Below are 24,717 nucleotides of genomic sequence, written 5' to 3'. Positions count from 1 at the left end.
TGTTGGGGTGCGGCCTGGGCCGCACCCCAACCTGGCTGATCGGCGGTGAGGGAGTCCAGTTCGCCGTCGGCTGAGCGCCCCCGGCTGTGGGCCGTGTCCTGGTGTGGGCGCGGTTGCCATGAGAGGGGTAGGACTTGTCGTCGGCGACCGCGTCGGGGTGAGAGCGTGGGCGTCCGATCGGGTCGCGGTCCCGGATCTTCTCCAGAACGGGGATGAGCGGAGGGCTGCCGGAGTCCTGTCCGGCGGTCAGGGTGATCGCGTGCGGGCGGCACTGGCAGGAGGGCCAGTCCCCTGAACCTCCGTCCGAGTGCGGGTCCCGGCCGGCACCCACGGCCAGCCGTTTCACGGCCTGGGACAACAAGCAGGTGTCTACGAACCTTGGTTCTTGCTTGGGGTGAGCGGGAAGGATGCCTCGTCGCGCTCCGTGCCGTCGGTGATCCACCATCTGTCCCCGCCGAAGAGTGCCAGCTCTGCGCGGCCGTCGCCGTCCCAGTCGTGGGTGTCGAAGAGCTGGCCGTCGCTGGCGCCGTCGTCACCCGGCACGGATCGCTTGGTGGCGCGCCAGGGCTCCGATCCGAGCCCGTGCTCGGAGCCGCCCCGCAGCACCTCGATCCGCGCGTCCCCCTCCTCCTTTTTCTTGGTGAGCTGGACGGCCAGGTCGTCGCAGCCATCGCCGTTGAAGTCTGCGGCGGCGAGCCTGGTGCCGAATCCCTCCTTGAAGTCGCCGCCTTCCATGGTGGCCCATTTGTTCGGATCCTTCCCGTAGCGGACGCTGACCTGACCGCGCCGGTGAGGCGTGTCGTCCTCGTCGTAGCTGTTGACGAAGCTCCGGCCGACGGCGACGTCCTGCCGACCGTCGCCGTCGAAGTCGCCGAAGACGACGTTCTCGCCCTCCGGCAGCCGCTCGGGCTCCTTGCTCAGGCCGCCGGCGGTACGGGCGCCGCCGGTGAACAGCAGGGGCGGATCCCACGGGGAGTCGTAGAGCGCGAGATCGGTGGCGCGGTCGTCGTTCGCGTCCCCGGCGACCAGCACGGGTGTCGCGCCCTTGTGGACCGGACTGGGGATCCTCACGGTCCGGTCGGGGGCACCCGAGTGCTTGAACGGTCCTTTGAGGACGACCAGTTCGCCCTGCTCCTCGCCCGAGTCCTTGAAGACCGCGAGGTCGGTGTGGCCGTCCCCGTCGAAGTCGCCGGCGATCGGCGCGGTGTGGTAGCCGCTGCCCGGCAGCGGGACGCGCCCGTGCGGCCCGTCGGCCCGCGGGCCCTTGGGGCCTCCCCACAGGACCTGGGCGGCGCTGCTGACGACGAGATCGGCGTGGCCGTCCTCATCCAGGTCGGCGACCGTGGGCTGGAGCGGGTCGTCGCCCACCTGGATGTCGTCCGGCACACCGAGGTCGCCCTGGGTGAGGACGGTCGTGCGGTCGTGGTCCGGACCGCGCTTGGAGCCGGGCACGACGACCACGTCGACCTTCAACGACCGGGAGATCTCGTGCACCAGATCGACGGAGCCGTCCCCGTCGAGGTCGGGGGTCACGGGCGTGTCTTCACGTGCGGAATCGACCGGTCGGCAGGGACTGCCGGGTACCGGGCGCACGCCGTCGTCGGACGGGCGAAGGACGAGGAACGCCACCACCGCCACCACGACGAGAGAAGCCACCACGGCGTGCCACACACGCAGGTGGCGGAAGAACGGACCGCCTGCCGTCGGAAAGTGCATCAGCCCACCTCACAGGCGTGGACGCGGGCCGCACAAGGAAGTGGATCATTCTGTTACGGGGGTGATGCACAACGGCCCTGCCCCCCCCTGTTGCGGCCCACGGTAGGTGTAGGGCGGTGAGCCATGGCCTCTTCCGGGAAGCGATGCCCGCGGCCCAGCTGCACGGTTGGGACGTCTGCCTGATCCTCACGCCGTCCGCCCAGTAGCTCACCGAGGACGCCCAGGGCGAGATCAAGGGAGTATCCGGCGGCAAGCCAAGCAGCACCTCCCCGGATATGGCCCGCCGACCAACGAGCCTGGCCGGCGGCCTTCTTGGAGGCTCTGCGATCCGGACAGTCGATGGAACCCGTCGCCCGTCGCCGGTCCTCCGTCATCCGATCCCCCTGCCGGCCAGGCGCACGACCGTGCGCGACCCCAGCAGCTCGACCGCCATCCCCTCGGCGAACAACTCCCGCCTCCACAACAGGTGGAACAACAATCCTTCTCCCGCAGGGGAGTTCAGCTCTCCTCGCGGTCGACCCACCAGGCCGTGGCCTGGACCCCGACGGGGTTTTCACGTTCCGCACCAGGAAGATGCGGCTGGGGAGGGCGCCCTCTCTACCCCGGGACCAGCGGTATCCGCCTCCTGGACTGAGATCCCCAGGGGTCGCTTCGTGCCTTCCAGCACGCGGGTCCTGCGGCTGCCGCTCGTATACCATCGCGCAGCCTCAACGTCACGGGGCATGATCAAGGGTTCACTTGCGGTCGGGTAGGCCGCCGGCGAGGTGCCTGCTGGGCAGGTCCTTTTTCAACGGCCCCCGCCGAGTGAAGTAGGCCGCCGACGAGGTGCCCGTGGCTCGGGTCCTTTTCCGACGGCCCCTTCCCGAACGGAACGGGCGAGTTTCCCCGCATTCCGCTCTCCAGTGATCACGTCCGTTTGAGCGCAGTGGGCCGCCCGGAATGGATGTCTTCATGACAGCGGCGGCAGATCACCAAGGTTTTCCGCCGTCGCATCGCCATGAGGCGGACCCATGCCGGTTTCTCGCGCCGTCCTGGGCGGTTGAGGTCGGCGAGTTTGCGGACATGGTGCACTTCCAGGTGTGTCCGTGACTCGCAGAGCTCACAGCATTCGGCGAGGAGTCGATGAATCAGCTCGTTGCGCTTGCTGCTGGCCATGACGGGCTTGAGGTCGGTGAGGGTCGCTGTGCGCTGTCGTTTGAGCGGGATCCCCCCGAATCGGGCGACCAGTGGTTTCCTCCCTCGATCGCGTTCGACAGTGACCTGGAAACAGGTGCGCGGTCCTTCCGGCGTCTCGATCATGCTCTTGTACTTTCGAGCCGTCTTCGTGACCGTGCTGCGATGTTTCCCGGCCAAGGTCTTGAGCATCGAAGTCTCCATGACCCATCGGAGCTTGCCCAGGCGAAAGACGTCCTGGGCCAGAAGGTAGTACTGGACGACACCTTGAAACTCGGACTGGTACTTCGCAACGATGGTGAAGTCATCGTCACGCATGACCGAACCTCTCAGCGCCGGTTTTCCCTTGCTCATGTAGAGCGCGCATCGCTGCCTGATCGCCTGCCTGGGCACAAACAGCCCAATGGATCCATTGACTGCCCGTCGATTACGGGTGATCTTGTCGTTGGAGTATTGGGATTTGATGTCGTAGCCGAGGAAGTGCGCCGCCTGGCTGGTGGCGTGCGTGATCAACGTCTTGGCCTCAGAAAGTTCCAGCTCGAGTTCCTCTCGCAGGAACGCCCGAATCTTTGACTTGATCTCCTCTGCTTCGTGCCTGGGCCCGGCGAATCCCAGCAGCCAGTCGTCGGCATAGCGCACATACCGAAGCCGTCGATAGTCTGGATCATTGGGGTCTTGGCTCGGCAACGCTCGGCGCCGGGGTTCGAGCTCCCGCACCGATTTTCGGCAACCGCGCCGTCTCGCCCCTTGGATCCAGTGCTCCAACCGCCGGTATTCCCGGTTCGGTTGTCGACGCTGGCCGTGGTTGTATTCGGGCAGCAGCGACTGTTCAACGAACTGATCGAGCCGATCAAGGTAGATGTTCGACAGGATCGGGCTGGCCACTCCACCTTGCGGAGCACCGCTGAGTGTCGCATTCCAGCGCCAATCCTCCAGATATCCAGCCTTGAGCATGTGCCCGATCAGCCGGAGGAAACGGCCATCGTGGACTTTCTCCGACAGGATCGACAGCATGACACTATGGTCAAGGCTGCCGAAGCAGTCGGAGATATCGCCCTCGACGAACCAATGGGTTCCCGTCCAATACCGTTCCACCTCACTCAGTGCGGTGTGACAGCCCCGGCCGGGACGGAAGCCGTGGGAGCGGTCGGAGAACTGGACGTCGTAGTACGCCTCTAGAAGCATGCGCACTACCTCGGCCACGAGCTTGTCCGACCAAGTCGGCAGTCCTAGCGGACGCTTCTTGGCTGATCCCTTCTTCTCGATGTATACGCGTCTCGCCGGGGACCATCGATAGCGCTCGCAGCGGAGCGATTCGATGATCCTTTGGATCTTCTCCAGGGACATGCCATCCACGGTTTCCCTGGTGGCCCCGGGAGTCATCGCTCCCTTGTTGGCATAGATGCGCCCGTAGGCCAGCAGAAACAACTCCGTGTTGAATAACTGCCGGTAGAGCCTTTCGACCGGCAAACCTCTCTCACCGCGCTTGCGGAGGACGCTCAGCACCGTTTCAGCACTCTGCATTGCGCATGCTTCCCTTCGCCGAACATCTCGATCACCTGGTGCCCTTCGCCCTGTGGTCCCGGTTTTCCCGGCCTCCTTGGCAGGTCGTTACTCCTGCGACTACTACGGCACCTCCGTCGCCATAGGGCTCGCGCCCCGTAGGCGATCCCGTGGTACGTCTTCGCTGTACGTATCGAGCACGACGTAGGCCGTTCACTCATCTCCTTGACCACCCTCGTTGGGCGGCGTTTCGCGCCATGGAGGTTGCCTCGGCTTCACGGTTCATGGCCGGGCATGACGCGACGTCGGTTTCAGACGTTATTCCGACGGGTGCGCACTTTCACCACCGGAGATTGAACTTCAAGCAATCCAGCCTTGGCCTTATCGTGCGGGCCTTGCGGCACCCCGCCCTGAACGTCTCCAGACGGCCGCCGCTTTCCTGACATGCTCTTGTCCCCTCGCGCTTTCGCGTCCAGGTAAGTCAGGTGACCCAGAAACATTCCTCCAAGTTCCTCCCGATTGGGTCGGGGATACAACGAAGCGCCTCACGGCGCACACGGTACGTGCGACTTTGATCGCATACCGCTCTCCAGTGACTACTTGAGCGGAACGACTGCGAGCCGACCGGCATGCGTACTCTCATGGCAGAGACGGCAGACCACGAGGGTCTTCCGTCGCCGCTTCGCCATGGTCTTGACCCATGCGGGCCTCTCTCTGCGCCCTGGCTTGTTCAGGTCTGCGAGCTTGCGGATGTGATGGACCTCCAATCTCCTGGCAGATCCGCAAAGTTCACAGCTCCCGGCAAGGAGCCTGTGGATTAGCTCATTCCCTTGCGTTGTCGCCAAGACGGGCGCCCGGTCAACGGGCTTTGCCTCTACTTTCCGCTTCAGCGGGATTCCTCCGAACCACGCGACCAGCGGCTCCTTCCCTTCGCCACGTTCAACCACTGTGTGGAAGCACACTCTCGGCCCTTCGTCGGTCTGCATAACGGCCTAGTACTTACGGGCCGTCGCGGAAACCGTGGCGCGGTGCTTGGAAGCCAGGGTCTTCAATAGCGAGGTTTCCATGACCCACCGCAGCCTGCCAAGGCGGTAGACGTTGGAGGCCAGAAGGTAGTACTGGACCACACCTCGATACTCGGCCTGGTATTTGCTGATGATCGTGAAATCCTGATCGTTCAGCATCTGAGGCCGATGTGCGGGTTCACCCCGCCGCATGTACAAGGCGCTTCTTCGCGTGATGGCTTCCTCGGGGACACGCAGCCCGACGACACCGTTGACCGATCTCCGTCCACGGGTGATTCGGTCATTGCTGTGCTGAACCACGATGTTATATCCGAGGAACCGAGCCTTCTCTGTTCGAGCATGGGTGATCAGAGTCTTCTCCTCGGAGAGCTCCAGCTTCAGTTCCGAACGCAGGAACTCGCCAAGCGACTCCTTGATCTCCACGGCCTCGGACTTGGGGCCGCTGAAACCGAGCAGGATATCGTCTGCGTACCGGACGTAACATAACCTGCGGTAGTCAGGGTCATTCGGATCCTGGCTGGGCAACGCGCGGCGCACCTGTGACAGCGCACGTACCGACTTCTTGTCCCCGCGTTTCCGCGCTCGCAGGAGTGCGTTCTCGGCCCCCTTGTACTCAGGGTTGGTCCTCCGTAGACGACCTCGGTTGTATCGCGGTAGTAGCTGAGATTCGACGAACTGATCGAGTCGGTCAAGGTAGATGTTGGAAAGCGTGGGGCTTGCCACCCCTCCTTGCGGCGCACCGCTCAGAGTGGCGTGCCACCTCCAGTCCTCCAGATACCCCGCCGTGAGCATGTTGCTCACCAGCCGAAGGAACCGGCCGTCGTGAACCTTCTCACCCAAAATCTCGATCATGACCTGATGGTCAAGTCGGTCGAAACATTGGGTAATATCGCCCTCGATAAACCAGGTCACACCTTGCCACGTATCTGCTATCTCACGCAGCGCGGTATGGCACCCTCGGCCACTCCTGAACCCGTGTGAACGGTCGGAGAACTGAACGTCGTAGTACGCGTCGAGCAGCATGCGCACCACCTCGGCCAGTAACTTATCCGACCATCCAGGCAGTCCTACTGAGGTTTTCGTTAGTTCTGTGGGTGTAGGGCGCTTTGCGGTGTGAGTATCTTGGCGTGCCTTCCGAGTTTCAGTCTGTTGTTTCCGAAGTCTCCGTTCCGCCGCTGACGCGACCGCAGTTGGCCGAGGCTCGACGTATGCGGGCGGTGGAGTTGTTCGAGCAGGGGCGTCCCCATGCGCAGATCGCGGGAATGCTGGGGGTCCGTCCCGAGAGCGTGCGGCGATGGAAGCGCCAGTGGGAACAGGGCGGGGCCGCGGCGCTGCGGCGGTCTCCGGCCACGGGGCGGCCGCCCAAGCTTGATGACGCCCAGGTCGAGCAGGTGCGGGCCGCGTTGGAGCAGGGTGCCCAGGCGCACGGGTTCGAGGCCGATTTATGGACCTTGGAGCGGGTCGGGCTGGTGGTTTGAGCGGGTGAGTGGGGTGAAGCTGGCGCGGGCGTCGGTGTGGCGGCTGCTGACCGGGCGGCTGGGGTGGAGTCTGCAGCGTCCCCAGCGCCGGGCGGTCGAGCGGGACGAGTCCGAGATCGCCCGGTGGATCGCCCATGAGTGGCCCCGCATCAAAAGGGGGCGGTGAAGAAACGTGCCTGGATCGTGTTCTTCGACGAATCGGGTGTGTCGCTGCTGCCCCAGGTGCGCCGGACCTACGCGCCCCGTGGCCGGACCCCGACGTTGCGGCACCGGCTGAACTGGAAACGCGCCTCGATGGCCGCCGCTCTGGGATATCACGCCGCGGACGCCGGCCGTGGTCCGCGGCTGTGTTTCCACCTTAAGCCGGGCAGCTACGACACCATGGCGTTGATCGACGTGCTGCGGCAGGTCAAAGCGTTCTATGCGGGTGAGCCGGTGGTGCTGGTGTGGGACGGGCTGTCCGCGCACTGGAGCCGGGACATGCGCGCCTGGGTGGCCGGACAGGACTGGCTGACGCTGGAACGGCTGCCCGCCTATGCACCTGAGTTGAACCCGGTGGAACTGCTGTGGTCGGCGATCAAAACACGCGAGCTGGCCAACCTCACCGGCGACCACCTCGCCGACGTCGCCGATGCCACCGAACGCGGCATCCACCGGGTCTCCTCCGATGGACAACTCCCGTGGTCCTTCCTCACCCACACGGGACTGACGATCCATACTCAACCACCACAGAACTAACGAAAACCTCAGTAATGGCCTCCGTTTCCCGTTCTGCTTGGGAATATACGTCCGCCGGACGGGAGCCCACCGGTACCGCTCGGATCGAACGATATTGATGATGCTCTCGACCTTTTCTAAGGACATGCCGTCCACGGTCTCTCCCGTGACGCCCGGAGTCATCGCACCCGCATTCGAGTACAACTTCCGGTAGGCCAATAGGTAGAGCTCAGGATTGAACAGTTGTCTATACAGCCGTTCCAGCGGCAGACCCTTCCTGCCACGCTCACGAATGACCTCTAAGACGGTTTCGGCGTTCTGCATTACGCATCCCTCACGCGTCCGGAAGATCCTGTCACCTGTGCCACTTTGCCCTGTGTCCGGCTTTCCCGGACTCCCCGGCAGGTCGTTACTCCTGCGACTACAATTGGCACTCCGTCACCATGGGGCTCGCACCCTTTAGGTGATCCCGCGGTACGTCTCTGTTGTACCTCCGAGCGCGACTTAGGCAACCCACTCATCTCCTTGACTGCCCTCACAGGGCATCACCCGCCCCACGGAAGTTGCATCAGCAGGCGAACGATACTGACGCATGGAGCGGCACCGGTTACAGACGTCTTTCCGGTGGGCGCGGACATTCACCGATCGGAGATTAGGTTTCAAGCAGTCTAGCTTTTGCCTTATCACACGGGCCCCGCAGCGCCCCGCTTCGACGTCTTCGCGCGGTCGCTGCTTTCTGACATGCTACTGTCCCCTTCGTCTTTCGATTCCAGGTTAGCCATTGGGCCCAGGAACATTCTTCCAAGTTCTTCCCGATTGAATCGGGGATACAACAGAGCGCCTCACGGCGCACTTCGCCCGTCCAGCCTTCCCCTTGCTTGTCGCCTCCGGGCGGAACAGGAGGTCCTCGGGCTTCTCCAAGAGCGTCCACTCCCCGCACGCAGCCTCGTATCGCACCTTCATCTGCGAAGTGCTCCTTTCCCTGCAGTCGACAGGATCCTCAGCGAGTCCTGTCGTGGCAGGTCAAGGGCACTTTCGTGTTTCTCTAATCGTTCCCTGGACAGCCACCTCAGGAACGCGTGAGGTCAGCTGGGCGGGCGGATTGGTTCCGTGGGTGAGGTCTGCGGTGCTGTCCAACTGGCGAGGAGTTTGAGGCGGTCCTCCGAGGGGGTGCCCGGCTCGGCCGTATAGATGATCAGGTCGTGTACGGCCCGTTGCGGCAGGGGCAGATTCAGATCGCGGAAGGTCATCTCCACGCGGCCGACTTCGGGATGGTTCAGCCGCTTGACGCCTTCGTGACGGATTCGGACGTCGTGGCTGGCCCACATGGTTCGGAAGTCGGGGCTGAGCGTGGACAGTTCGCCGACAAGCTCGCGCAGGGCCCGGTCGTGAGGTTCGCGTCCGGCTTCGGCGCGGAGCACCGCGACCGTGGCCCTCGCACCCTCCTCCCAGTCGACGAAGAAGTCCTGGGAGCCCGGGTCGAGGAAGAAGTAACGGGGGAAATTGGCGCAGCCCCGGTCGCCGGTGGTGTCGCTGTCAAACATCGGTGAGTAGAGGGACCTGCACAGCGCGTTGCTCGCGACGATGTCCAGACGGCCGGTGCGGACGAAGGCGGGGGCCATGGTCATGGAGTCCACCATCCATTGGACGGAGGACGGGATCTTGACGTCCTTGCGGCGGTTCGGTCTGCGGCGGGTGGGGCGAGCCGCTCTGGCCAGCTCGAACAAGTAGGTGCGTTCGTCCTCATTGAGGTGCAGTGCCTGCGCGACCGCTTCCAGCACGTCCTCGGAGACACCGCCGATGTGGCCTTTCTCCAGCCGTGTGTACCACTCGGTGCTCACGCCGGCGAGGGCCGCGACCTCCTCGCGCCGCAGTCCCGGAACCCGGCGGCGCCGGCTGGTGGGCAGTCCGATCCGCTCCGGGGCGAGCTTGGCGCGTCGGCTGATGAGGAAGTCGCGGATCTCCGAGCGGTTGTCGGTGGGATCACCGGTGTGGTTTTCGGACGGAGGTTCCATTCGTCCAGGGTATCCATGGGTCCGGCCGATAGAGAGGTTGCGTTTATGCCCCCCATAAACGCGACCTTGTCCGCCTCTGACGGCGCCGATTTCCTTGGGTTGGCGGACTTGAACGGCCCTCTTTCATGGCGGGCCGCCGTCCGCCGGTCCATCATCCACACCCCGGGAGCATGACCATGGCCAGCAAGACCGTACTGATCACCGGCGCGACCAGCGGTATCGGCGCCCACACCGCGCGGTTGCTCCTCGACCGCGGTCACCGTGTGGTGGTCACCGGCCGCAACGAGAGCAAACTGAAGCTTTTCCTCGAGGACGCCGGCCACCCCGACCGGCTGCTGGGCCTCGTCTCGGACGCGGCGGACTGGGAGGCCACCGAGTCGGTCGTGACCCGCACCGTGGAGCACTTCGGGGCCCTCGACGCGGCGGTCGCCAACGCCGGATTCATGACCGGTGACTCCATCGGGGACGGCGACCCGACCCGGTGGTCGTCCATGGTCCTCACCAACGTCCTCGGCCCCGCCCTGCTGGCCCACGCCGCCCTGCCCCACCTGGAGGCCACCGGCGGACGGCTGGTGCTCCTCGGCAGCGTCGCCGGGCTGAAGAACTCTCCCGGGAACCTCTACTCGGCCACCAAGTGGGCCACGACCGGGCTCGCCGAGAACCTGCGCCTGCACGCCACGACCCGCGGCATCGGCGTCACCCTGGTCAACCCCGGCATGATCGACACACCCTTCTGGCAAGGCGCCGACGTTCCCCCTTTCGCCCTGCCTCCCCAGCCCATCGCCGAGGCCATCTGCTTCGCCCTCGACCAGCCGACGGGCGTCGACCTCAACACCCTGACCATCCGGCCCATGGGCCAGCCCACCTGACCGCGCTCGGTTGTCGCAAGGCGCCGCTCGGTCTCTCGGAGCTTCCTTGCATGTCTTTGTCACGGGTGGATCCGGTCTGACCGGTCCGCAAGCGCGGAGATGCGAGCCGATGGCATGGCGCGGGCGTAGTTCCCTGGTCGGACGCAAGGCGTAGCAACGTCCACCGGACCGGAACACGCCCGCGCACCTCACGCCCCGAGCCGTACGGCACTGGTTAGGCCGATTCCGGTGCTGCCCCCGGCGACGAGAGCGGTCTTGTCCTCAAACAGTCCCACTTGAACAACGGGCCCTACCCCTTGAGCGTGGACACCCTGATCATTGGATCGTGATGATCCATAGGACAGGAGTGCCCGTTGGGGACGTCGAAGTACTCGCCTGAGTTCCGGGCCGATGCCGTCGCGCTGTACCACGCCAGCCCGGGTGGGACGTATGCGTCGGTGGCCAAGGACGTGGGCGTCAACCACGAGACGCTGCGCACGTGGGTGCGGGACGCCGATCAGGCCGCCCGGCCTGAGGCCGTGGAGGCCTCCGCGATGGAGAAGGAGAACCGTCGGCTGCGGGCGCGGGTGAAGGAACTCGAGCTCGAGCGGGAGATCCTGCGGAGGGCCGCGAAGTATTTTGCGGCCGAGACCAGCTGGTGAGCAGCCGCTTCCAGTTCGTCGACGATCACCGTGGCGCCTTCGGCGTCAAGCGGCTGTGCCGGATGCTGCAGGTCTCTCGTTCCGGCTTCTACCGACACCTGGCCGGCGCGCAAGCGCGGGCCGGCCGGGCACGGGCCGATGCCGAGCTCGCTGAGCGCATCACCGAAATCCACCAGGAATCCGACGGCACCTACGGGGCCCCGCGCGTCACCGCCGAGCTCCGGGACGGCGGCGAGCGGATCAATCACCAGCGGGTGGCACGCGTCATGAGGAGGTTCACCATCGTCGGGCTCCACCTGCGCAAGAAGGTCCGCACCACCATCCCCGAACCTTCTGCGACGCCGGTGCCGGACCTCCTGCAGCGCGACCACGCCGCGACCACGCCGAACACTCGCTACGTGGGCGACATAACCTACCTGCCGGTGGGCAATGGCCAATTCCTTTATCTGGCAACGGTGTTGGACCTGTCCTCAAGACGACTGGCGGGCTGGTCGATCGCCGGCCACATGCGCACCGAGCTGGTCACCGACGCGCTCAAGGCCGCGGCCGCGGCCGCGGCCCGGGGTGCCGACGGCCTGCGCGGGGCGATCTTCCACAGCGACAACGGGTCGCAATACGTCTCGAAGGAGTTCGCCCAGGTCTGCGGCGAGCTCGGCGTGATCAGATCACGCGGCGCGGTGGGCACGAGCGCGGACAACGCCGCCGCAGAATCGCTGAACGCGACCATGAAAAGAGAGATGCTCCAGGGGAGAAAACGGTGGAACGGGGCCCGCGAGGCCCGGCTCGCGGTCTTCCGATGGGCGACTCGCTACAACACCAGACGAAGGCACTCCCGCCTCGGCCAGATCAGCCCGATCACTTACGAACAGCGATCAACTACGCTGACCACCGCCGCATAACAACCGGTGTCCACGATCAAGGGTGAAGCCCCGTGACAGCCATGACCCGTATAGTGCGACAGGCGCCGCTCAGATAGAGCGGGTCGATCGATTTCGTAAGTGGGATCAGTTGTGCGTGGTGGCCGGTGGGCCGGCGATGGCGGTGAGTTGGAGTTTGGTCTCGTCCTCGCTTCCGGGTACGGCGGTCATGATGACGATCTTGAGTTCGGTGTCGCCGTCGGTCAGGACGTCGCAGTCCACTGTGACCGGGCCCACCGACGGGTGGTCGACCGTCTTGCGGACCTCGCGGTTCGCGGTCACCTCTCCCTTCGCCCACAACTCGGCGAACCGCCTGTTGCCCGCGTTCAGGTCGCGGATCAGCCTGGCCAGGCGGCTGTCCCGGGGGAAGCGGCCGGTGGCGCGGCGCAGGTCGGAGACGACGGCTGCGTCGGTGGCGTCGGCGTCCGCCTCGGTGACCGGCCACAGCGCGAGGCGGGCTGAACCGGCATTGACTGGGAACCTGTCGCGGGCGAAGTTGCGCAGCCGTGGCGGTGAGGCCAAGGGGTCGCCCAGCAGGGCGGCCCACCCGTGGTTCCGCCACACCAGTTGCCAGTCCGCCGCGAACACGGCAGCCGCCACGTCTCCGAGGCGGGTGAGTACCCGCTGCATGCCGGGCGGGAGATGGTCGGAGATCGTGCCGTCCGCCGGCGGTGCGAGCTGGGCCAGCCGGTAGAGGTGGTCCCGCTCGGTGGTGGACAGCTGCAGGGCGCGTGCCAGGGACGCCACCACCGACACTGAGGGTGTCGTGGCCCGCCCCTGTTCCAGGCGCACGATGTAGTCGACCGACACTCCGGCCAGGTCGGCCAGTTCCTCACGCCGCAACCCCGCTGCCCTGCGCCCGCGGGCCACCGGCAGCCCGGCGGCCGACGGAGGCAGTCTGTCCCGCCACGTGCGGATCATTGCGCCCAGTCCGGTTCTGGGTGTCGTCGACATGCTCTCCATCCTCCCGCATCCCCGGTCGCGGGTGGGGACCCGAAGGTGGTACTGGTCTTCCCACCGTCGAATCGTCCCTGGTCCGTCTCCGCCGTCGGGGCGAGTATCGAAGGCATGACGATCACCTTCATCACCGGAGCCAACAAGGGGCTCGGCCGCGAGACCGCCCGCCGCCTCATCGCCTGCGGTCACACCGTTCTCCTGGGAGCCCGCGACCGTGAGCGGGGCGAGGAGGCCGCCGCCGCGCTCGGCGCACGCTACGTCCCCATCGACGTCACCGACGACGCGTCCGTGGCCGCCGCCGCGGCGAATGTCTCCGAGCACGAGGGCAGGATCGACGTCCTGATCAACAACGCGGGGGTACAGGGACCCTTCGGCGACCCCAGCGACCTCACCGCCGCCGACGCCCTCGCCGTCCTCGACGTCAACGTCATCGGCGTCATCCGCACCACCACCGCCTTCCTGCCGCTGCTGCGCCGCTCGGACGACCCCGTGATCATCAACGTCAGCAGCGGCATGGGCTCCCTCGCCTTCACCCACGACCCCGCCCGGTCCGAGTCGCACGTCGTCGTGCCGCTGTACGCCTCCTCGAAGGCGGCGCTGACGATGTTGACCACGCAGTACGCCAAGGGCCTCAAGGGCATCCGCGTCAACGCCGCCGACCCCGGCTACACCGCAACCGACCTCAACGGTCACAGTGGCCCCCAAACCGTCACCGAGGGCACAGACGCGATCGTCGCCCTCGCCACCGAGAAGCCCGGCGCCGGCACCGGACGCTTCATCGACCGCCACGGCGAGATCGCCTGGTCCTGACACCAGCGGTGCCGGGTCAACTATTTCGGGCGACGAGGGTCTGTCCAATCAACGGCTGATCTTGGTTGTTGAGGTTCAGTGGCTGGTGGTGGGAGTGAGGCGTCCTTCGAAGGCAATCTGGAAGGCGTTCAGCGGTGCCTTCCAGCGCATCGTCCAGCGGCGCCGGCCCTTGCCGGTCGGGTCCAGGCTCATCAGCGCCATGTAGACGCATTTCAACGCGGCGTTCTCCGACGGGAAGTGTCCGCGAGCCCGCACGGCCTTGCGGATGCGGGCGTTTACGCTCTCAACCGCATTCGTGCTGCATATGACCTTGCGGATCTCGACGTCGAAGGAGAGGAAGGGCACCATCTCGGCCCAGGCATCGGACCACAGCTTGATCACCGCCGGATACTTGGTGCCCCACTTCTCGGAGAACTCCAGGAACCGTTCGGTCGCGGCGGCCTCGCCCGGCGCGGTGTAGACGGGCTTCAAGTCTTTGGCGACCTTGTCCCAGTCCTGCCGGGCGACGTAGCGGATGCTGTTCCGAATGAGGTGAACTATGCATGTTTGCACCACAGTTCGGGGCCAGACCGTCTCCACCGCGTCCGGCAGGCCCTTCAGGCCGTCGCAGACGAGCATGAGGACGTCCTCGACGCCGCGGTTGCGGAGTTCGGTGAACACGCTGAGCCAGTGCTTTGCTCCCTCGCCGCCGTCGCCGGCCCAGATCCCGAGGATGTCGCGGGTGCCCTCGACGGTGACGGCCATGGCGAGATAGACCGGACGGTTGGCGACCTGGCCGTCGCGGATCTTGGTTCTGTCGACGATCTTGTGATCCGGACGGTTGAGCGGGTTGCGCCGACTGTTCGCGATCATGCATCGGGTGCTCTCGTGATGTGCTCCTCGAGTTGTTTCCGTACCTGTCCGCGCTGCTGATCGAGGAGGTCGAGCGAGGGCCGGACAAGGTAGTACTGCGGGCACGAGTGCGGTCGACGACGGGGTCCTGCCATTGCGGTCACAGCTCGTCGCGGGTGCACGGCGGGTATGTACGCAAGCTGCGTGATGCCGCTGTGGGCGGTCTCGGTGTTGTGATCGAGTTACACATACGTCGCTTCCGCTGTGAGAATTCCGCCTGCGCAGCAGTGACGTTCGCCGAGCAGATCGCGGGGCTGACGACTCCGCACGGCCGCTATACCCCTTTGCTGCGTGGGCTGTTGATGCAGATCGGATTGGCGCTGGCCGGCCGGGCCGGGGCCCGCCTGGCGGCCGCGGTCGGCATCACCGTGGGCAGGGACACGCTGCTGCGGATGGTCCGGTCCTTGCCCGAGCCGGAGATCGGCGAAGTTGAGGTGCTTGGTGTCGACGACTTTGCCTTCCGCAAGGGCCGCCACTACGGCACGGTGCTGATCGACATGGCCACCCACCGGCCGCTGCATCTCTATGACGGTCGCGAGGGCGAGGACCTGGCCGCCTGGCTCCAAGGCCATCCCGAAGTGAAGGTCATCTGCCGGGACCGCTCCAGTGGCTACGGGGAGGGCGCGCGGGTCGGTGCGCCGCAGGCCCAGCAGGTCGCGGACCGATATCACTTGTGGGCCAACCTCGGCCAGGCGGTCGAGAAGACAGTCAACGCCCACCGCTCCCGCCTGGCAGAACCGCTTGCCGCAGCGGAGGACGGCCCCAGCCACCTGGGAGCGGAGCCCGAGGTGGTGCAGTCGTCGAAGGAGCTGAAGATCGTGACCCGGCTGCGGGAGCAGCATGCCGCCGCCCACGAGCTGTGGGCACAGGGGATGTCGAAGGCGGCGATCGGCCGGAAGCGCGGGCTGCACCAGGCCACCGTCCGCAAGCTGGTCAACGCCCGCTCCGCTGATGATGTCGTAGCCAAGAGCCTGCAGCGGGCGCATGTCGTCGACCCGTACGTCGGCTACCTGCACCAACGATGGAACGAAGGCATCAGAAATGCCGCACAGCTCCACCGGGAGATCCAGGAACTCGGCTATCCCGGAGGCGAGTTGGCCGTCCAGCGTCATCTGCGGCGCTACCGCACCGGGCGCGGACACGCACCCGCCGTCGGTCCCAAGCCTCCCTCGGTCCGCGAGGTCACCTCATGGATCATGACCCATCCCGAACACCTCCGCGACGGCGATGCCGACAAGCTGCACCGCCTGCGTGAGCGCGACCCCGAGCTGGACCGGCTCACCGGCCACGTCAGGAAGTTCGCCGTCATGATGACCACACGCCACGGCGACCGGCTCGAGGAGTGGATCGCCGGCGTCGAGCGCGACACCCTGGCTCCGCTTGCGGGCTTCGCCCGCAACCTCCGCCGCGACTTCGACGCCGTCTGCAACGGTCTGTCCCTGCCGCATAGTTCAGGCGCTGTTGAAGGCAACATCAACCGGCTGAAGATGCTGAAACGCCAGATGTTCGGCCGTGCCGGCCTCGATCTCCTCCGCAAACGCGTCCTGCTCGCACGGTGACGCCATCCCCACTGGATCACAAGATCGTCGACAGAACCAAGATCCGCGACGGCCAGGTCGCCAACCGTCCGGTCTATCTCGCCATGGCCGTCACCGTCGAGGGCACCCGCGACATCCTCGGGATCTGGGCCGGCGACGGCGGCGAGGGAGCAAAGCACTGGCTCAGCGTGTTCACCGAACTCCGCAACCGCGGCGTCGAGGACGTCCTCATGCTCGTCTGCGACGGCCTGAAGGGCCTGCCGGACGCGGTGGAGACGGTCTGGCCCCGAACTGTGGTGCAAACATGCATAGTTCACCTCATTCGGAACAGCATCCGCTACGTCGCCCGGCAGGACTGGGACAAGGTCGCCAAAGACTTGAAGCCCGTCTACACCGCGCCGGGCGAGGCCGCCGCGACCGAACGGTTCCTGGAGTTCTCCGAGAAGTGGGGCACCAAGTATCCGGCGGTGATCAAGCTGTGGTCCGATGCCTGGGCCGAGATGGTGCCCTTCCTCTCCTTCGACGTCGAGATCCGCAAGGTCATATGCAGCACGAATGCGGTTGAGAGCGTAAACGCCCGCATCCGCAAGGCCGTGCGGGCTCGCGGACACTTCCCGTCGGAGAACGCCGCGTTGAAATGCGTCTACATGGCGCTGATGAGCCTGGACCCGACCGGCAAGGGCCGGCGCCGCTGGACGATGCGCTGGAAGGCACCGCTGAACGCCTTCCAGATTGCCTTCGAAGGACGCCTCACTCCCACCACCAGCCACTGAACCTCAACAACCAAGATCAGCCGTTGATTGGACAGACCCGGTTCTCGCAGGGCACAACGTCGTCTTCCTCGCTCTGCCCCACGGCCGGTCGGCCGCCGCCGAGCAGTTCGGCCCGGACGTGCTCGTGGCCGATGGATGCGGGGCCGGAAGCTTACCGCGCGACACCCTGGTTCGGCGGTTGGCGCACGACCGTTCGGGGGTGACCCACCACCCTGGAAGTCACGATCCGCCGCTGCTGGTGCCGCCAACTACACCGGTGCTCTGTGGGGTGACGGCATCCGCACCACACCCACGTCCCGGCCCGCCAGCGAACAGAGTTGAGGGATACAGGCTGGTCAGCCGGTAGACAACAACCTCGTGTTCTAGAACCAGCGCCGAGACCTGAGCTGCAAGAGGGTCTCGGGAGGCCCCGGGATCCACGGCGTTCAAGACCTGGAGGACTTGCCGTGCCTCTTCCGGCGAGTCGTGATCAATGGTCGCCACGATCTGACGCCGTGGCCGCGGCACAAACAGCTCGTAGTCCTGGTAGCGCGCTCGCGTGAGAGGAGACCCGTTGATTGCCATGATCAGAAGCACAACGCCCCCAAGCAGGGGAGCTACCGAACCAGCCTGATTGCCGACGATGAAGACAGCAGCAGCTCCTGCCCCGGACACCCCGGACAGCGCAAGCCCCGACAGCGACGCCGCCAAACGCTCTCAACGGGACCCCTCCGATACGGCGCGGCCCGTCAGGGCTGCCGGGCCCGGGGGTGGCGAGGGGGGGGCTGGCACCGGTCCGGGCTACCGTGGGACGGGTGCTCAACGACATCGAGACCTTCCAGGACGCACTCGCGGTCAGCGGACTGCCGCCCGTGCTGAGCAAGCGGCACGACGGCGGTGATTTCCGGGCCGGCGTCATGGCGCGCGAGCTCGGGCCTCTGCGGCTGATCGAGCTGATCACTCCTGCGGGCGAGTGTTTCCGGGATGCTCGTTGCGCCCGTGCCGAGGACGAGGCTCTGTGGCAGGTCGAACTGGTGACGCGCGGGCGAGCGCGCGTCGAGCAGGGTGGCCGCACCGCCGAACTCGGCCCGGCCGACATGGTCCTCGTCGACCCGGCGCGGCCGGTGCGGTACGCCAGTACCGCCTGCACTCACGTGACGATGCTGGTGTCCCGGCGCGAGCTGCGGCTCCGCCCCGGTGACGCCGACCGTCTGGCAGGCGTGCGCATTCAGGGCGACCGGGGTCCAGGAGCGTTGGTGTCCGCATTGGTGCGGGACATGAACCGGTCGCTGACCGGATTCCGTGCCGGCGAGGCGCATCGGTCGGGGGCCGCGGTGATCGAGCTGATCTCGGTGGCTTTGGAGTCGCAGTTGCACGACGTGCGCTCAGCTTCCGACGAGGTGCTGCGTGGCCGGATCCTCGGCTACATCGAAGCCCGGCTGTCCGATCAGGACCTCGCCCCGGCCAAGGTCGCCGCGGCGCACCACATCTCCGTCCGTCGGCTCCACAAACTCTTCGAAGATCAGGCATTGCCGGTCGCGGCCCATATCCGTCGGCGCCGCCTGGAGCGGTGCCGCGCCGATCTGCTGCGCGGTGACCGGACGGTCGCGGCTGTCGCCGCGCGCTGGGGGTTCGCCGATCCCGCCCATTTCAGCAGGCTCTTCAAAGCGACGTACGGCTGCGGCGCCGCGACGCTGATGTCCAACAACCGTGCACAGACAGTCAAGGTCCACACCGGATGGCCCGGTGATGATGGTGGCGAAACCATCGTGGAAAGGTGATTGCATGGAGCAGTCGGTCGAGTCGATGAGTGCCGTTCCGGGGCGGATGTACGAGGCGTGGAACCGTGGGGACGCTGTCGGTTTCTTCGCCGACTTCGCCGAGGACGCCCTGGTCGCAGAGCTCGAGGGGAGCATCTACCGCAGCCGCGCCGACATGGTCGCGGCGCAGGAGGTGGCCTTCACGACGGTGATGAAAGGCTCTCGGCTGGTCCAGGGCGAGGTGCTGTTCGCCCGGGTCGTGAGCCCGGGTGTCGGCGTGGTGCACAGTCGCGTGGGCATCCTCATGCCGGGCGAGGAGGAACCGCCACCGACACGCTTCGTCATGCAACTCCTTGTGATGGTCTGGCAGGAAGACCGTTGGATAGTCACGGCCATGGAGAATGCCCGTCTGCTCACCATGGACGGCATGGTGGCCCTGGAGGCCCTGAACGCCTAACTGATCATTTCAGAATGAGTTTGGTTCACAGGCTTGGCAGTTGGGCTGGTGGGCGGCAGAGTTCTGCGAGTGTCGGATGATCTTGTGCCTGATGATCTGTGGGATTGTGTCGCTCCGCTGCTCCCGCCTCGCCGGCCGCGGCGTCGGCGGTACCCCGGTCGGCTGCCCGTGGATGACCGTGCGGCTCCGCGCGGGATCGTCTACGTGCTGCGCACGGGTGTGGCCTGGGCGGACGTGCCGACCGAGACGATCGGCTGCAGTGGGGTGACGTGCTGGCGGCGTCTGCGGGACTGGACCGAGGCCGGCGTCTGGCCCCGCCTGCACGCAATCCTCCTCACAGAACTCCGCACGGCCGGACTGTTGGACATGGACGACGCCGCGGTCGACGGCTCGCACGTCCGGGCCCTCAAAGGGGGGCTCACACCGGACCTTCGCCGGTCGACCGCGGCCGACGGGGCAGCAAGCACCATGTGATCACCGACCGGCACGGAACGCCCCTTGCAGTGTCGGTGACCGGCGGAAACCGTCACGACGTCACCCAGCTCATGCCCCTGGTGGACGCGATCCCCCGCATCCGCGGCCTGGTGGGCCGGCCACGTCACCGACCACGGCGGCTGTTCGCCGACCGCGGCTACGACTACGACAAATACCGGCGGCTCCTCCGCGCTCGCGGCATCACGCCGAAGATCGCCCGCAAGGGCACCGCCCACGGATCCGGCCTGGGCAAGACCAGGTGGGTCGTCGAGCGAACCTTCGCCTGGCTCCACCAGTTCAAACGCCTGCGGATTCGCTACGAGATACGAGCAGACCTCCACCTCGGACTGCTCCAACTCGCCTGCAGCATCATCTGCTTGAGACGACTCCGAACCTCATTCTGAAATGACCAGCAAATGGGCGTTTGATATAGGTGGATTGCCCCTTATCTCCAATTAAGCTCCTCGCCAGGCCGGTGTCGTCTCGTCCGTTATGCGTTTGGTGAGGTTGTCGACCGAGGCGACGTGGATCATGGTCTCGGAGCCGGCGGGCAGGGTCGCGTAGTCTCGGGCGAGACGCCGGTGCAGCATGATCCAACCAATACTTCGTTTGGCAACCCAGTACCGATGAAAGGAGCAGTGGTGGCAGAAGAGATGCCTGCCGGGATTACCGACGGCGAAGTAATGATGATCAACACCCTGTACATCAACCCGGGCCGGTGGGGCGAGTACCAGGCCGCGTTGCAAGAGATCCTGCCGCAAGCTCGCGCCCTTGAGGCGTGCCTCGTGTTGGAAGCTGGCCAGGTCGCTGACGAGCCGGGCACGGTGATCTTGACAGAGCGGTGGCGTAGTGGCGTTGAGTATGTCACCGAAGTTCTCAAGCTGCCGATGTTCGAGAAGTACCTCGCGGCGACGGAGGCGATGTATGCGAAACCCCGAACAGTAGTTGTGCTCAACTCGCTTTGAGCATCATTGAGCCTTTCCCGGTAACGCCCCGTTGCTCGCTGTGATCGCGGGCCTGCGCTGCCGCCCGTGCGGTCCTCAAGTCCGGGCAGGAGTAGGTCCGCTGGTGGGAACGATCTTGCGACGGATTGTTCTGACCGAAGGGCCTCACGTGTCGATCAGTGTCACATACACCGCCGTGCTCAATGTGAAGTGGTCCACTGCCGAGCATCTGGCCCGGTTGCTGCACGATCACCGCATCGCGGCCGGAATCCGCAGGGGCAGGCGTGCGCTGGGCTGCTTCCGCCAGGCAGTGCTATTCCCGCGCTGGTTCATCGACGGCACTCGCCTTGCCCAACTCGCCTGCGACAACGGTCTTGAGGCTGATCCTTTGGAGTGGACACCCTGACAATGGATCTTGATGGTCCAGGGAGGGATGTCCAGGTGGGACGCAAGTCTCCGTACCCGGAGGAGTTCCGGAAAGACGCCGTCGCGCTCTACCGCGCCGCGGCAGGCAAGCGGACGTACGCGGCGGTGGCCGCGGATCTCGGGATCACCGCGGAGTCGCTGCGAACGTGGGTCCGCAAGGCCGAGGCCGAAACCGTGCCCGGACGCCGTGACGCAGGCGGGAGCCAGGCGGAGGAGCTGGCCCGGCTGCGGTCGGAGAACGCCCGGCTGCTCAAGGCCGAAAAAGAGTGGCACCTGGAGCGCGAGATCCTGCGCCGGGCAGCCGCCTATTTCGCTCGGGAGGTGAAGTGAGCCCCCGCCGCTGGGACTTCATCTCCGACAACCGAGCCGACTTCGGCGTCAAGCGGATCTGCCGTGTGCTCGGGACATCTCGCGCCGACTACTACCGGCACCTGGCAACCGAGCCGACCCGCGCCGAGCGCCAGGCCGAGGAGAAGCGGACCGTGGCCCAGATCCGTGCCATCCACGCCGAGCACCATGGCGCCTACGGCGCTCCGCGCGTCCATGCCGAGCTCCGTGCCCGCGGACACCGGATCAACCGCAAGCGTGTCACACGGCTGATGCGGATCAACCACATCATCGGCCGGCACCTGCGGAAGAAGAAGCGCACGACGATCGTGGACAGGACCGCGCCGCCCGCGCCGGACCTGGTGATGCGCGACTTCACCGCAGACACGCTGAACACCAGGTGGTGCGGCGACATCACGTACATACCCGTCGGCACGACGTGGCTCTACCTCGCCACGGTGATCGACATCTGTTCGCGGCGGGTGGTGGGCTGGTCGATCGCCGATCACATGCGCACCTCGCTGGTCACCGACGCGATCGAGATGGCCGTAGCTGCCCGTGGCGGCCGGATTCCCGGCGTCGTTTTCCACACCGACAGGGGCGCTCAATACCGTGCGGCCGCCTTCGCCGAGGTGTGCCGCCGGCACGGCATCCGCCTCAGCATGGGCCGAGTCGGCTCGAGCTACGACAACGCCCTGGCCGAGTCATTCTTCCAGGGCCTCAAGCGCGAGTTGCTCCACGGGAGGCGCTGGACCTCGAAGGCGCAGACGCGGCTCGAGCTGTTCCGCCGGCTGTCGTACTACAACCGGCGTCGCCGGCACTCCGCCCTCGGCTACCTCACACCAATCGAGTTCGAACACCAACTGATGACGTCACGTACTCTGTCACTCGTCGCATGAAACCCGGTGTCCACTCCCGAGGTTGAACCTCATTGCTGTGCTGAACCACGATGTTATATCCGAGGAACCGAGCCTTCTCTGTTCGAGCATGGGTGATCAGAGTCTTCTCCTCGGAGAACTCCAGCTTCAGTTCCGAACGCAGGAACTCGCCAAGCGACTCCTTGATCTCCACGGCCTCGGACTTGGGGCCGCTGAAACCGAGCAGGACATCGTCTGCGTACCGGACGTAACATAACCTGCGGTAGTCAGGGTCATTCGGATCCTGGCTGGGCAACGCGCGGCGCACCTGTGACAGCGCACGTACCGACTTCTTGTCCCCGCGTTTCCGCGCTCGCAGGAGTGCGTTCTCGGCCCTCTTGTACTCAGGGTTGGTCCTCCGTAGACGACCTCGGTTGTATCGCGGCAGTAGCTGAGATTCGACGAACTGATCGAGTCGGTCAAGGTAGATGTTGGAAAGCGTGGGGCTTGCCACCCCTCCTTGCGGCGCACCGCTCAGAGTGGCGTGCCACCTCCAGTCCTCCAGATACCCCGCCGTGAGCATGTTGCTCACCAGCCGAAGGAACCGGCCGTCGTGAACCTTCTCACCCAAAATCTCGATCATGACCTGATGGTCAAGTCGGTCGAAACATTGGGTAATATCGCCCTCGATAAACCAGGTCACACCTTGCCACGTATCTGCTATCTCACGCAGCGCGGTATGGCACCCTCGGCCACTCCTGAACCCGTGTGAACGGTCGGAGAACTGAACGTCGTAGTACGCGTCGAGCAGCATGCGCACCACCTCGGCCAGCAACTTATCCGACCATCCAGGCAGTCCTAATGGCCTCCGTTTCCCGTTCTGCTTGGGAATATACGTCCGCCGGACGGGAGCCCACCGGTACCGCTCGGATCGAACGATATTGATGATGCTCTCGACCTTTTCTAAGGACATGCCGTCCACGGTCTCTCCCGTGACGCCCGGAGTCATCGCACCCGCATTCGAGTACAACTTCCGGTAGGCCAATAGGTAGAGCTCAGGATTGAACAGTTGTCTATACAGCCGTTCCAGCGGCAGACCCTTCCTGCCGCGCTCACGAATGACCTCTAAGACGGTTTCGGCGTTCTGCATTACGCATCCCTCACGCGTCCGGAAGGTCCTGTCACCTGTGCCACTTTGCCCTGTGTCCGGCTTTCCCGGACTCCCCGGCAGGTCGTGACTCCTGCGACTACAATTGGCACTCCGTCACCATGGGGCTCGCACCCTTTAGGTGATCCCGCGGTACGTCTCTGTTGTACCTCCGAGCGCGACTTAGGCAACCCACTCATCTCCTTGACTGCCCTCACAGGGCATCACCCGCCCCACGGAAGTTGCATCAGCAGGCGAACGATACTGACGCATGGAGCGGCACCGGTTACAGACGTCTTTCCGGTGGGCGCGGACATTCACCGATCGGAGATTAGGTTTCAAGCAGTCTAGCTTTTGCCTTATCACACGGGCCCCGCAGCGCCCCGCTTCGACGTCTTCGCGCGGTCGCTGCTTTCCTGACATGCTACTGTCCCCTTCGTCTTTCGATTCCAGGTTAGCCATTGGGCCCAGGAACATTCTTCCAAGTTCTTCCCGATTGAATCGGGGATACAACAGAGCGCCTCACGGCGCACTTCTCCCGTCCAGCCTTCCCCTCGCCCGTGGCCCCTCGATGGCCGAGGCGCCCTTGGGCTTGAACGCTCAGCTCCACACCCCGCCGTTGCCAGCGACGCATGTGAGCGCGGGGACGAGCCTGGATACTGGCTCGAAGTCCAGCCATCCATCTCTCCTTCATCTGGCTGTCCTTACTTCTCTGGTGCGACCTCGTGTCGCACTCTCATGACGTTGGTGCCACGAACCCGATCACTGCGCGGCGGGGTCGTCGTAGTCGTTGAGGAGGAGGCTGTGGCGTTCGGTGAGCGGGCCAACGCCGAGATCTTCACGCATGAGCTTGCGCATCTTGGCGGCCGCTTTGCCGCGCGCCTCCCAGCGGGCGCGATCCTCTGGACTGCTGACAACAGTGCCGTCGATGTAGCCGTAGCAGATGCGTCGCAGACAGTGGAACACGCTGTTGGAGGCCTTGACGACGGGTTGGGGCGCGATAAGCCACATCCGTTCTGATGCGATGGCTATGTCTGAATCCCGAAAGGCTTCGCGCAGCGCAAGGGCCCGCTCGTCATCGGAAGGGTGCTCTCGCTGGGCCAAGGCTCGCAGGGTCTCACCGAGGACCTTCACGGTGGTGGTGTACTGCGTGTAGATGTCGAGCCGCAGGCGAAGAGCTTCTTTGACATCCTCGCGCTTCCACCGATTCCGATCGGCGATGAGAGTAGCGACGATGCCGATCGCGGCCCCGGCCAGGGTGGAGAGCAGTGGCAACCAATCCATGCGGGCCAGCTTGGGCCATCCCGTGACGGCGGCACCAGG

The 24,717-nt window shown here is 65.4% G+C and carries 19 protein-coding genes and 6 pseudogenes; 14 read left to right on the top strand and 11 right to left on the bottom strand.

The window, feature by feature from the left end:
- Window positions 1-369: 369 nt before the first annotated feature.
- The 4 genes from KHP12_RS04220 to KHP12_RS04210 all read right to left on the bottom strand — a co-directional run bounded on the left by KHP12_RS04220 (window position 370) and on the right by KHP12_RS04210 (window position 6,482).
- Entirely contained in the window at window positions 370-1,716 is a 1,347-nt protein-coding gene (locus KHP12_RS04220; RefSeq protein WP_211831475.1) for an FG-GAP and VCBS repeat-containing protein, read from the bottom strand.
- Between the two features lie 906 nt (window positions 1,717-2,622).
- A complete protein-coding gene (locus KHP12_RS04215) occupies window positions 2,623-4,413 on the bottom strand; it encodes a reverse transcriptase/maturase family protein (protein ID WP_086882058.1) in 1,791 nt (596 codons plus the stop codon).
- Between the two features lie 575 nt (window positions 4,414-4,988).
- A complete protein-coding gene (locus KHP12_RS53210; RefSeq protein WP_344397175.1) occupies window positions 4,989-5,378 on the bottom strand; it encodes an HNH endonuclease in 390 nt (129 codons plus the stop codon).
- Window positions 5,379-5,384: 6 nt separating this feature from the next.
- Entirely contained in the window at window positions 5,385-6,482 is a 1,098-nt protein-coding gene (locus tag KHP12_RS04210; protein ID WP_281429926.1) for a reverse transcriptase/maturase family protein, read from the bottom strand.
- Window positions 6,483-6,544: 62 nt separating this feature from the next.
- On the opposite strand from KHP12_RS04210, the gene KHP12_RS04205 reads away from it, so the two are divergent.
- The 3 genes from KHP12_RS04205 to KHP12_RS04195 are packed head-to-tail and all read left to right on the top strand — an operon-like array spanning window position 6,545 to window position 7,633.
- Window positions 6,545-6,895, top strand: a complete 351-nt coding sequence (locus tag KHP12_RS04205; protein WP_143678061.1) for a helix-turn-helix domain-containing protein — start codon at window positions 6,545-6,547, stop codon at window positions 6,893-6,895.
- A 4-nt stretch (window positions 6,896-6,899) separates the two neighbouring features.
- Entirely contained in the window at window positions 6,900-7,061 is a 162-nt protein-coding gene (locus KHP12_RS52770) for a winged helix-turn-helix domain-containing protein (RefSeq protein WP_107471801.1), read from the top strand.
- The gene (locus KHP12_RS04195) at window positions 7,058-7,633 is read left to right on the top strand and encodes a transposase (protein ID WP_086883090.1); all 576 of its coding nucleotides are present in this window, start codon (window positions 7,058-7,060) and stop codon (window positions 7,631-7,633) included. The genes KHP12_RS52770 and KHP12_RS04195 overlap by 4 nt, the downstream gene beginning before the upstream one ends.
- Window positions 7,634-7,645: 12 nt before the next feature.
- Here KHP12_RS04195 and KHP12_RS52765 read toward each other — a convergent pair.
- A pseudogene (locus tag KHP12_RS52765) lies at window positions 7,646-7,936 on the bottom strand (reverse transcriptase/maturase family protein); the annotation flags it as partial.
- A gap of 761 nt (window positions 7,937-8,697) precedes the next feature.
- The gene (locus tag KHP12_RS04190; RefSeq protein WP_086883089.1) at window positions 8,698-9,627 is read right to left on the bottom strand and encodes a helix-turn-helix transcriptional regulator; all 930 of its coding nucleotides are present in this window, start codon (window positions 9,625-9,627) and stop codon (window positions 8,698-8,700) included.
- Between the two features lie 176 nt (window positions 9,628-9,803).
- Here KHP12_RS04190 and KHP12_RS04185 point away from each other — a divergent pair, with 176 nt between their 5' ends.
- Together KHP12_RS04185 and KHP12_RS04180 are read left to right on the top strand one after the other, a co-directional pair.
- Window positions 9,804-10,496 (top strand): SDR family oxidoreductase, encoded by a 693-nt coding sequence (locus KHP12_RS04185; protein ID WP_208653095.1) that lies wholly within the window; start codon window positions 9,804-9,806, stop codon window positions 10,494-10,496.
- Between the two features lie 353 nt (window positions 10,497-10,849).
- Window positions 10,850-12,036, top strand: a protein-coding gene (locus KHP12_RS04180) for an IS3 family transposase (protein ID WP_211831473.1) whose coding sequence is annotated in 2 segments (ribosomal slippage) — window positions 10,850-11,117 and window positions 11,117-12,036 — 1,188 coding nt in all. Because the reading frame shifts where the segments join, the coding sequence is not laid out codon by codon here.
- A 105-nt stretch (window positions 12,037-12,141) separates the two neighbouring features.
- Here KHP12_RS04180 and KHP12_RS04175 read toward each other — a convergent pair.
- Entirely contained in the window at window positions 12,142-13,017 is an 876-nt protein-coding gene (locus KHP12_RS04175; RefSeq protein ID WP_372455157.1) for a helix-turn-helix transcriptional regulator, read from the bottom strand.
- Window positions 13,018-13,122: 105 nt separating this feature from the next.
- Here KHP12_RS04175 and KHP12_RS04170 point away from each other — a divergent pair, with 105 nt between their 5' ends.
- On the top strand, window positions 13,123-13,821 hold the full coding sequence (locus KHP12_RS04170; RefSeq protein ID WP_211831470.1) for an SDR family NAD(P)-dependent oxidoreductase: 699 nt from the start codon (window positions 13,123-13,125) through the stop codon (window positions 13,819-13,821).
- 75 nt (window positions 13,822-13,896) lie between these two features.
- Here the strand turns inward: KHP12_RS04170 and KHP12_RS04165 are convergent.
- A pseudogene (locus tag KHP12_RS04165) lies at window positions 13,897-14,610 on the bottom strand (IS256 family transposase); the annotation flags it as partial.
- Window positions 14,611-14,780: 170 nt separating this feature from the next.
- Between KHP12_RS04165 and KHP12_RS04160 the strand changes: the two are divergent.
- From KHP12_RS04160 to KHP12_RS04140, 5 genes and pseudogenes are all read left to right on the top strand, one after another.
- Window positions 14,781-16,271 carry an ISL3 family transposase gene (locus KHP12_RS04160; RefSeq protein WP_308016596.1) on the top strand — a complete coding sequence of 497 codons (1,491 nt, stop codon included), beginning with the start codon at window positions 14,781-14,783 and terminating at the stop codon, window positions 16,269-16,271.
- Between the two features lie 38 nt (window positions 16,272-16,309).
- Window positions 16,310-17,023 (top strand): annotated as a pseudogene (locus KHP12_RS04155) (IS256 family transposase); the annotation flags it as partial.
- 851 nt (window positions 17,024-17,874) lie between these two features.
- Entirely contained in the window at window positions 17,875-18,783 is a 909-nt protein-coding gene (locus tag KHP12_RS04150; RefSeq protein ID WP_308289275.1) for an AraC-like ligand-binding domain-containing protein, read from the top strand.
- 4 nt (window positions 18,784-18,787) lie between these two features.
- Window positions 18,788-19,219: an SgcJ/EcaC family oxidoreductase gene (locus KHP12_RS04145; RefSeq protein ID WP_211831465.1), complete on the top strand. Its 432-nt coding sequence runs from the start codon at window positions 18,788-18,790 to the stop codon at window positions 19,217-19,219.
- A 69-nt stretch (window positions 19,220-19,288) separates the two neighbouring features.
- Window positions 19,289-20,097 (top strand): IS5 family transposase gene (locus KHP12_RS04140; RefSeq protein WP_211831463.1). Its coding sequence is split into 2 segments (ribosomal slippage): window positions 19,289-19,628 and window positions 19,628-20,097, totalling 810 coding nucleotides; the frame shifts between segments, so codons are not numbered across the junction.
- A gap of 51 nt (window positions 20,098-20,148) precedes the next feature.
- On the opposite strand, the pseudogene KHP12_RS04135 reads toward KHP12_RS04140, so the two are convergent.
- Window positions 20,149-20,319, bottom strand: a pseudogene (locus KHP12_RS04135) (IS5/IS1182 family transposase); the annotation flags it as partial.
- A 15-nt stretch (window positions 20,320-20,334) separates the two neighbouring features.
- Here KHP12_RS04135 and KHP12_RS04130 point away from each other — a divergent pair.
- The 3 genes and pseudogenes from KHP12_RS04130 to KHP12_RS04120 all read left to right on the top strand — a co-directional run bounded on the left by KHP12_RS04130 (window position 20,335) and on the right by KHP12_RS04120 (window position 22,289).
- Complete coding sequence (locus tag KHP12_RS04130) at window positions 20,335-20,658, top strand: putative quinol monooxygenase (protein WP_086884173.1); 324 nt, start codon at window positions 20,335-20,337, stop codon at window positions 20,656-20,658.
- A 208-nt stretch (window positions 20,659-20,866) separates the two neighbouring features.
- Window positions 20,867-21,007, top strand: a pseudogene (locus tag KHP12_RS04125) (IS5/IS1182 family transposase); the annotation flags it as partial.
- Between the two features lie 71 nt (window positions 21,008-21,078).
- Window positions 21,079-22,289 (top strand): IS3 family transposase gene (locus KHP12_RS04120; RefSeq protein ID WP_211831461.1). Its coding sequence is split into 2 segments (ribosomal slippage): window positions 21,079-21,328 and window positions 21,328-22,289, totalling 1,212 coding nucleotides; the frame shifts between segments, so codons are not numbered across the junction.
- A 31-nt stretch (window positions 22,290-22,320) separates the two neighbouring features.
- Here KHP12_RS04120 and KHP12_RS04115 read toward each other — a convergent pair.
- Window positions 22,321-23,397 (bottom strand): annotated as a pseudogene (locus KHP12_RS04115) (reverse transcriptase/maturase family protein); the annotation flags it as partial.
- A gap of 759 nt (window positions 23,398-24,156) precedes the next feature.
- A complete protein-coding gene (locus KHP12_RS04110) occupies window positions 24,157-24,678 on the bottom strand; it encodes a hypothetical protein (RefSeq protein ID WP_244202981.1) in 522 nt (173 codons plus the stop codon).
- Window positions 24,679-24,717: the final 39 nt, after the last annotated feature.

The organism is Streptomyces asiaticus, assembly GCF_018138715.1.
In the GTDB taxonomy this organism is placed as follows: domain Bacteria; phylum Actinomycetota; class Actinomycetes; order Streptomycetales; family Streptomycetaceae; genus Streptomyces; species Streptomyces asiaticus.
This window is presented reverse-complemented; position numbering and strand designations above follow the sequence as displayed.

Coding starts and splice junctions, on each gene's coding strand:
- KHP12_RS04110 (WP_244202981.1), bottom strand. CDS start 24,678: ATGGATTGGTTGCCACTGCTCTCCACCCTGGCCGGGGCCGCGATCGGC.
- KHP12_RS04185 (WP_208653095.1), top strand. CDS start 9,804: ATGGCCAGCAAGACCGTACTGATCACCGGCGCGACCAGCGGTATCGGC.
- KHP12_RS04215 (WP_086882058.1), bottom strand. CDS start 4,413: ATGCAGAGTGCTGAAACGGTGCTGAGCGTCCTCCGCAAGCGCGGTGAG.
- KHP12_RS53210 (WP_344397175.1), bottom strand. CDS start 5,378: ATGCAGACCGACGAAGGGCCGAGAGTGTGCTTCCACACAGTGGTTGAA.
- KHP12_RS04170 (WP_211831470.1), top strand. CDS start 13,123: ATGACGATCACCTTCATCACCGGAGCCAACAAGGGGCTCGGCCGCGAG.
- KHP12_RS04175 (WP_372455157.1), bottom strand. CDS start 13,017: ATGGAGAGCATGTCGACGACACCCAGAACCGGACTGGGCGCAATGATC.
- KHP12_RS04145 (WP_211831465.1), top strand. CDS start 18,788: ATGGAGCAGTCGGTCGAGTCGATGAGTGCCGTTCCGGGGCGGATGTAC.
- KHP12_RS04220 (WP_211831475.1), bottom strand. CDS start 1,716: ATGCACTTTCCGACGGCAGGCGGTCCGTTCTTCCGCCACCTGCGTGTG.
- KHP12_RS04190 (WP_086883089.1), bottom strand. CDS start 9,627: ATGGAACCTCCGTCCGAAAACCACACCGGTGATCCCACCGACAACCGC.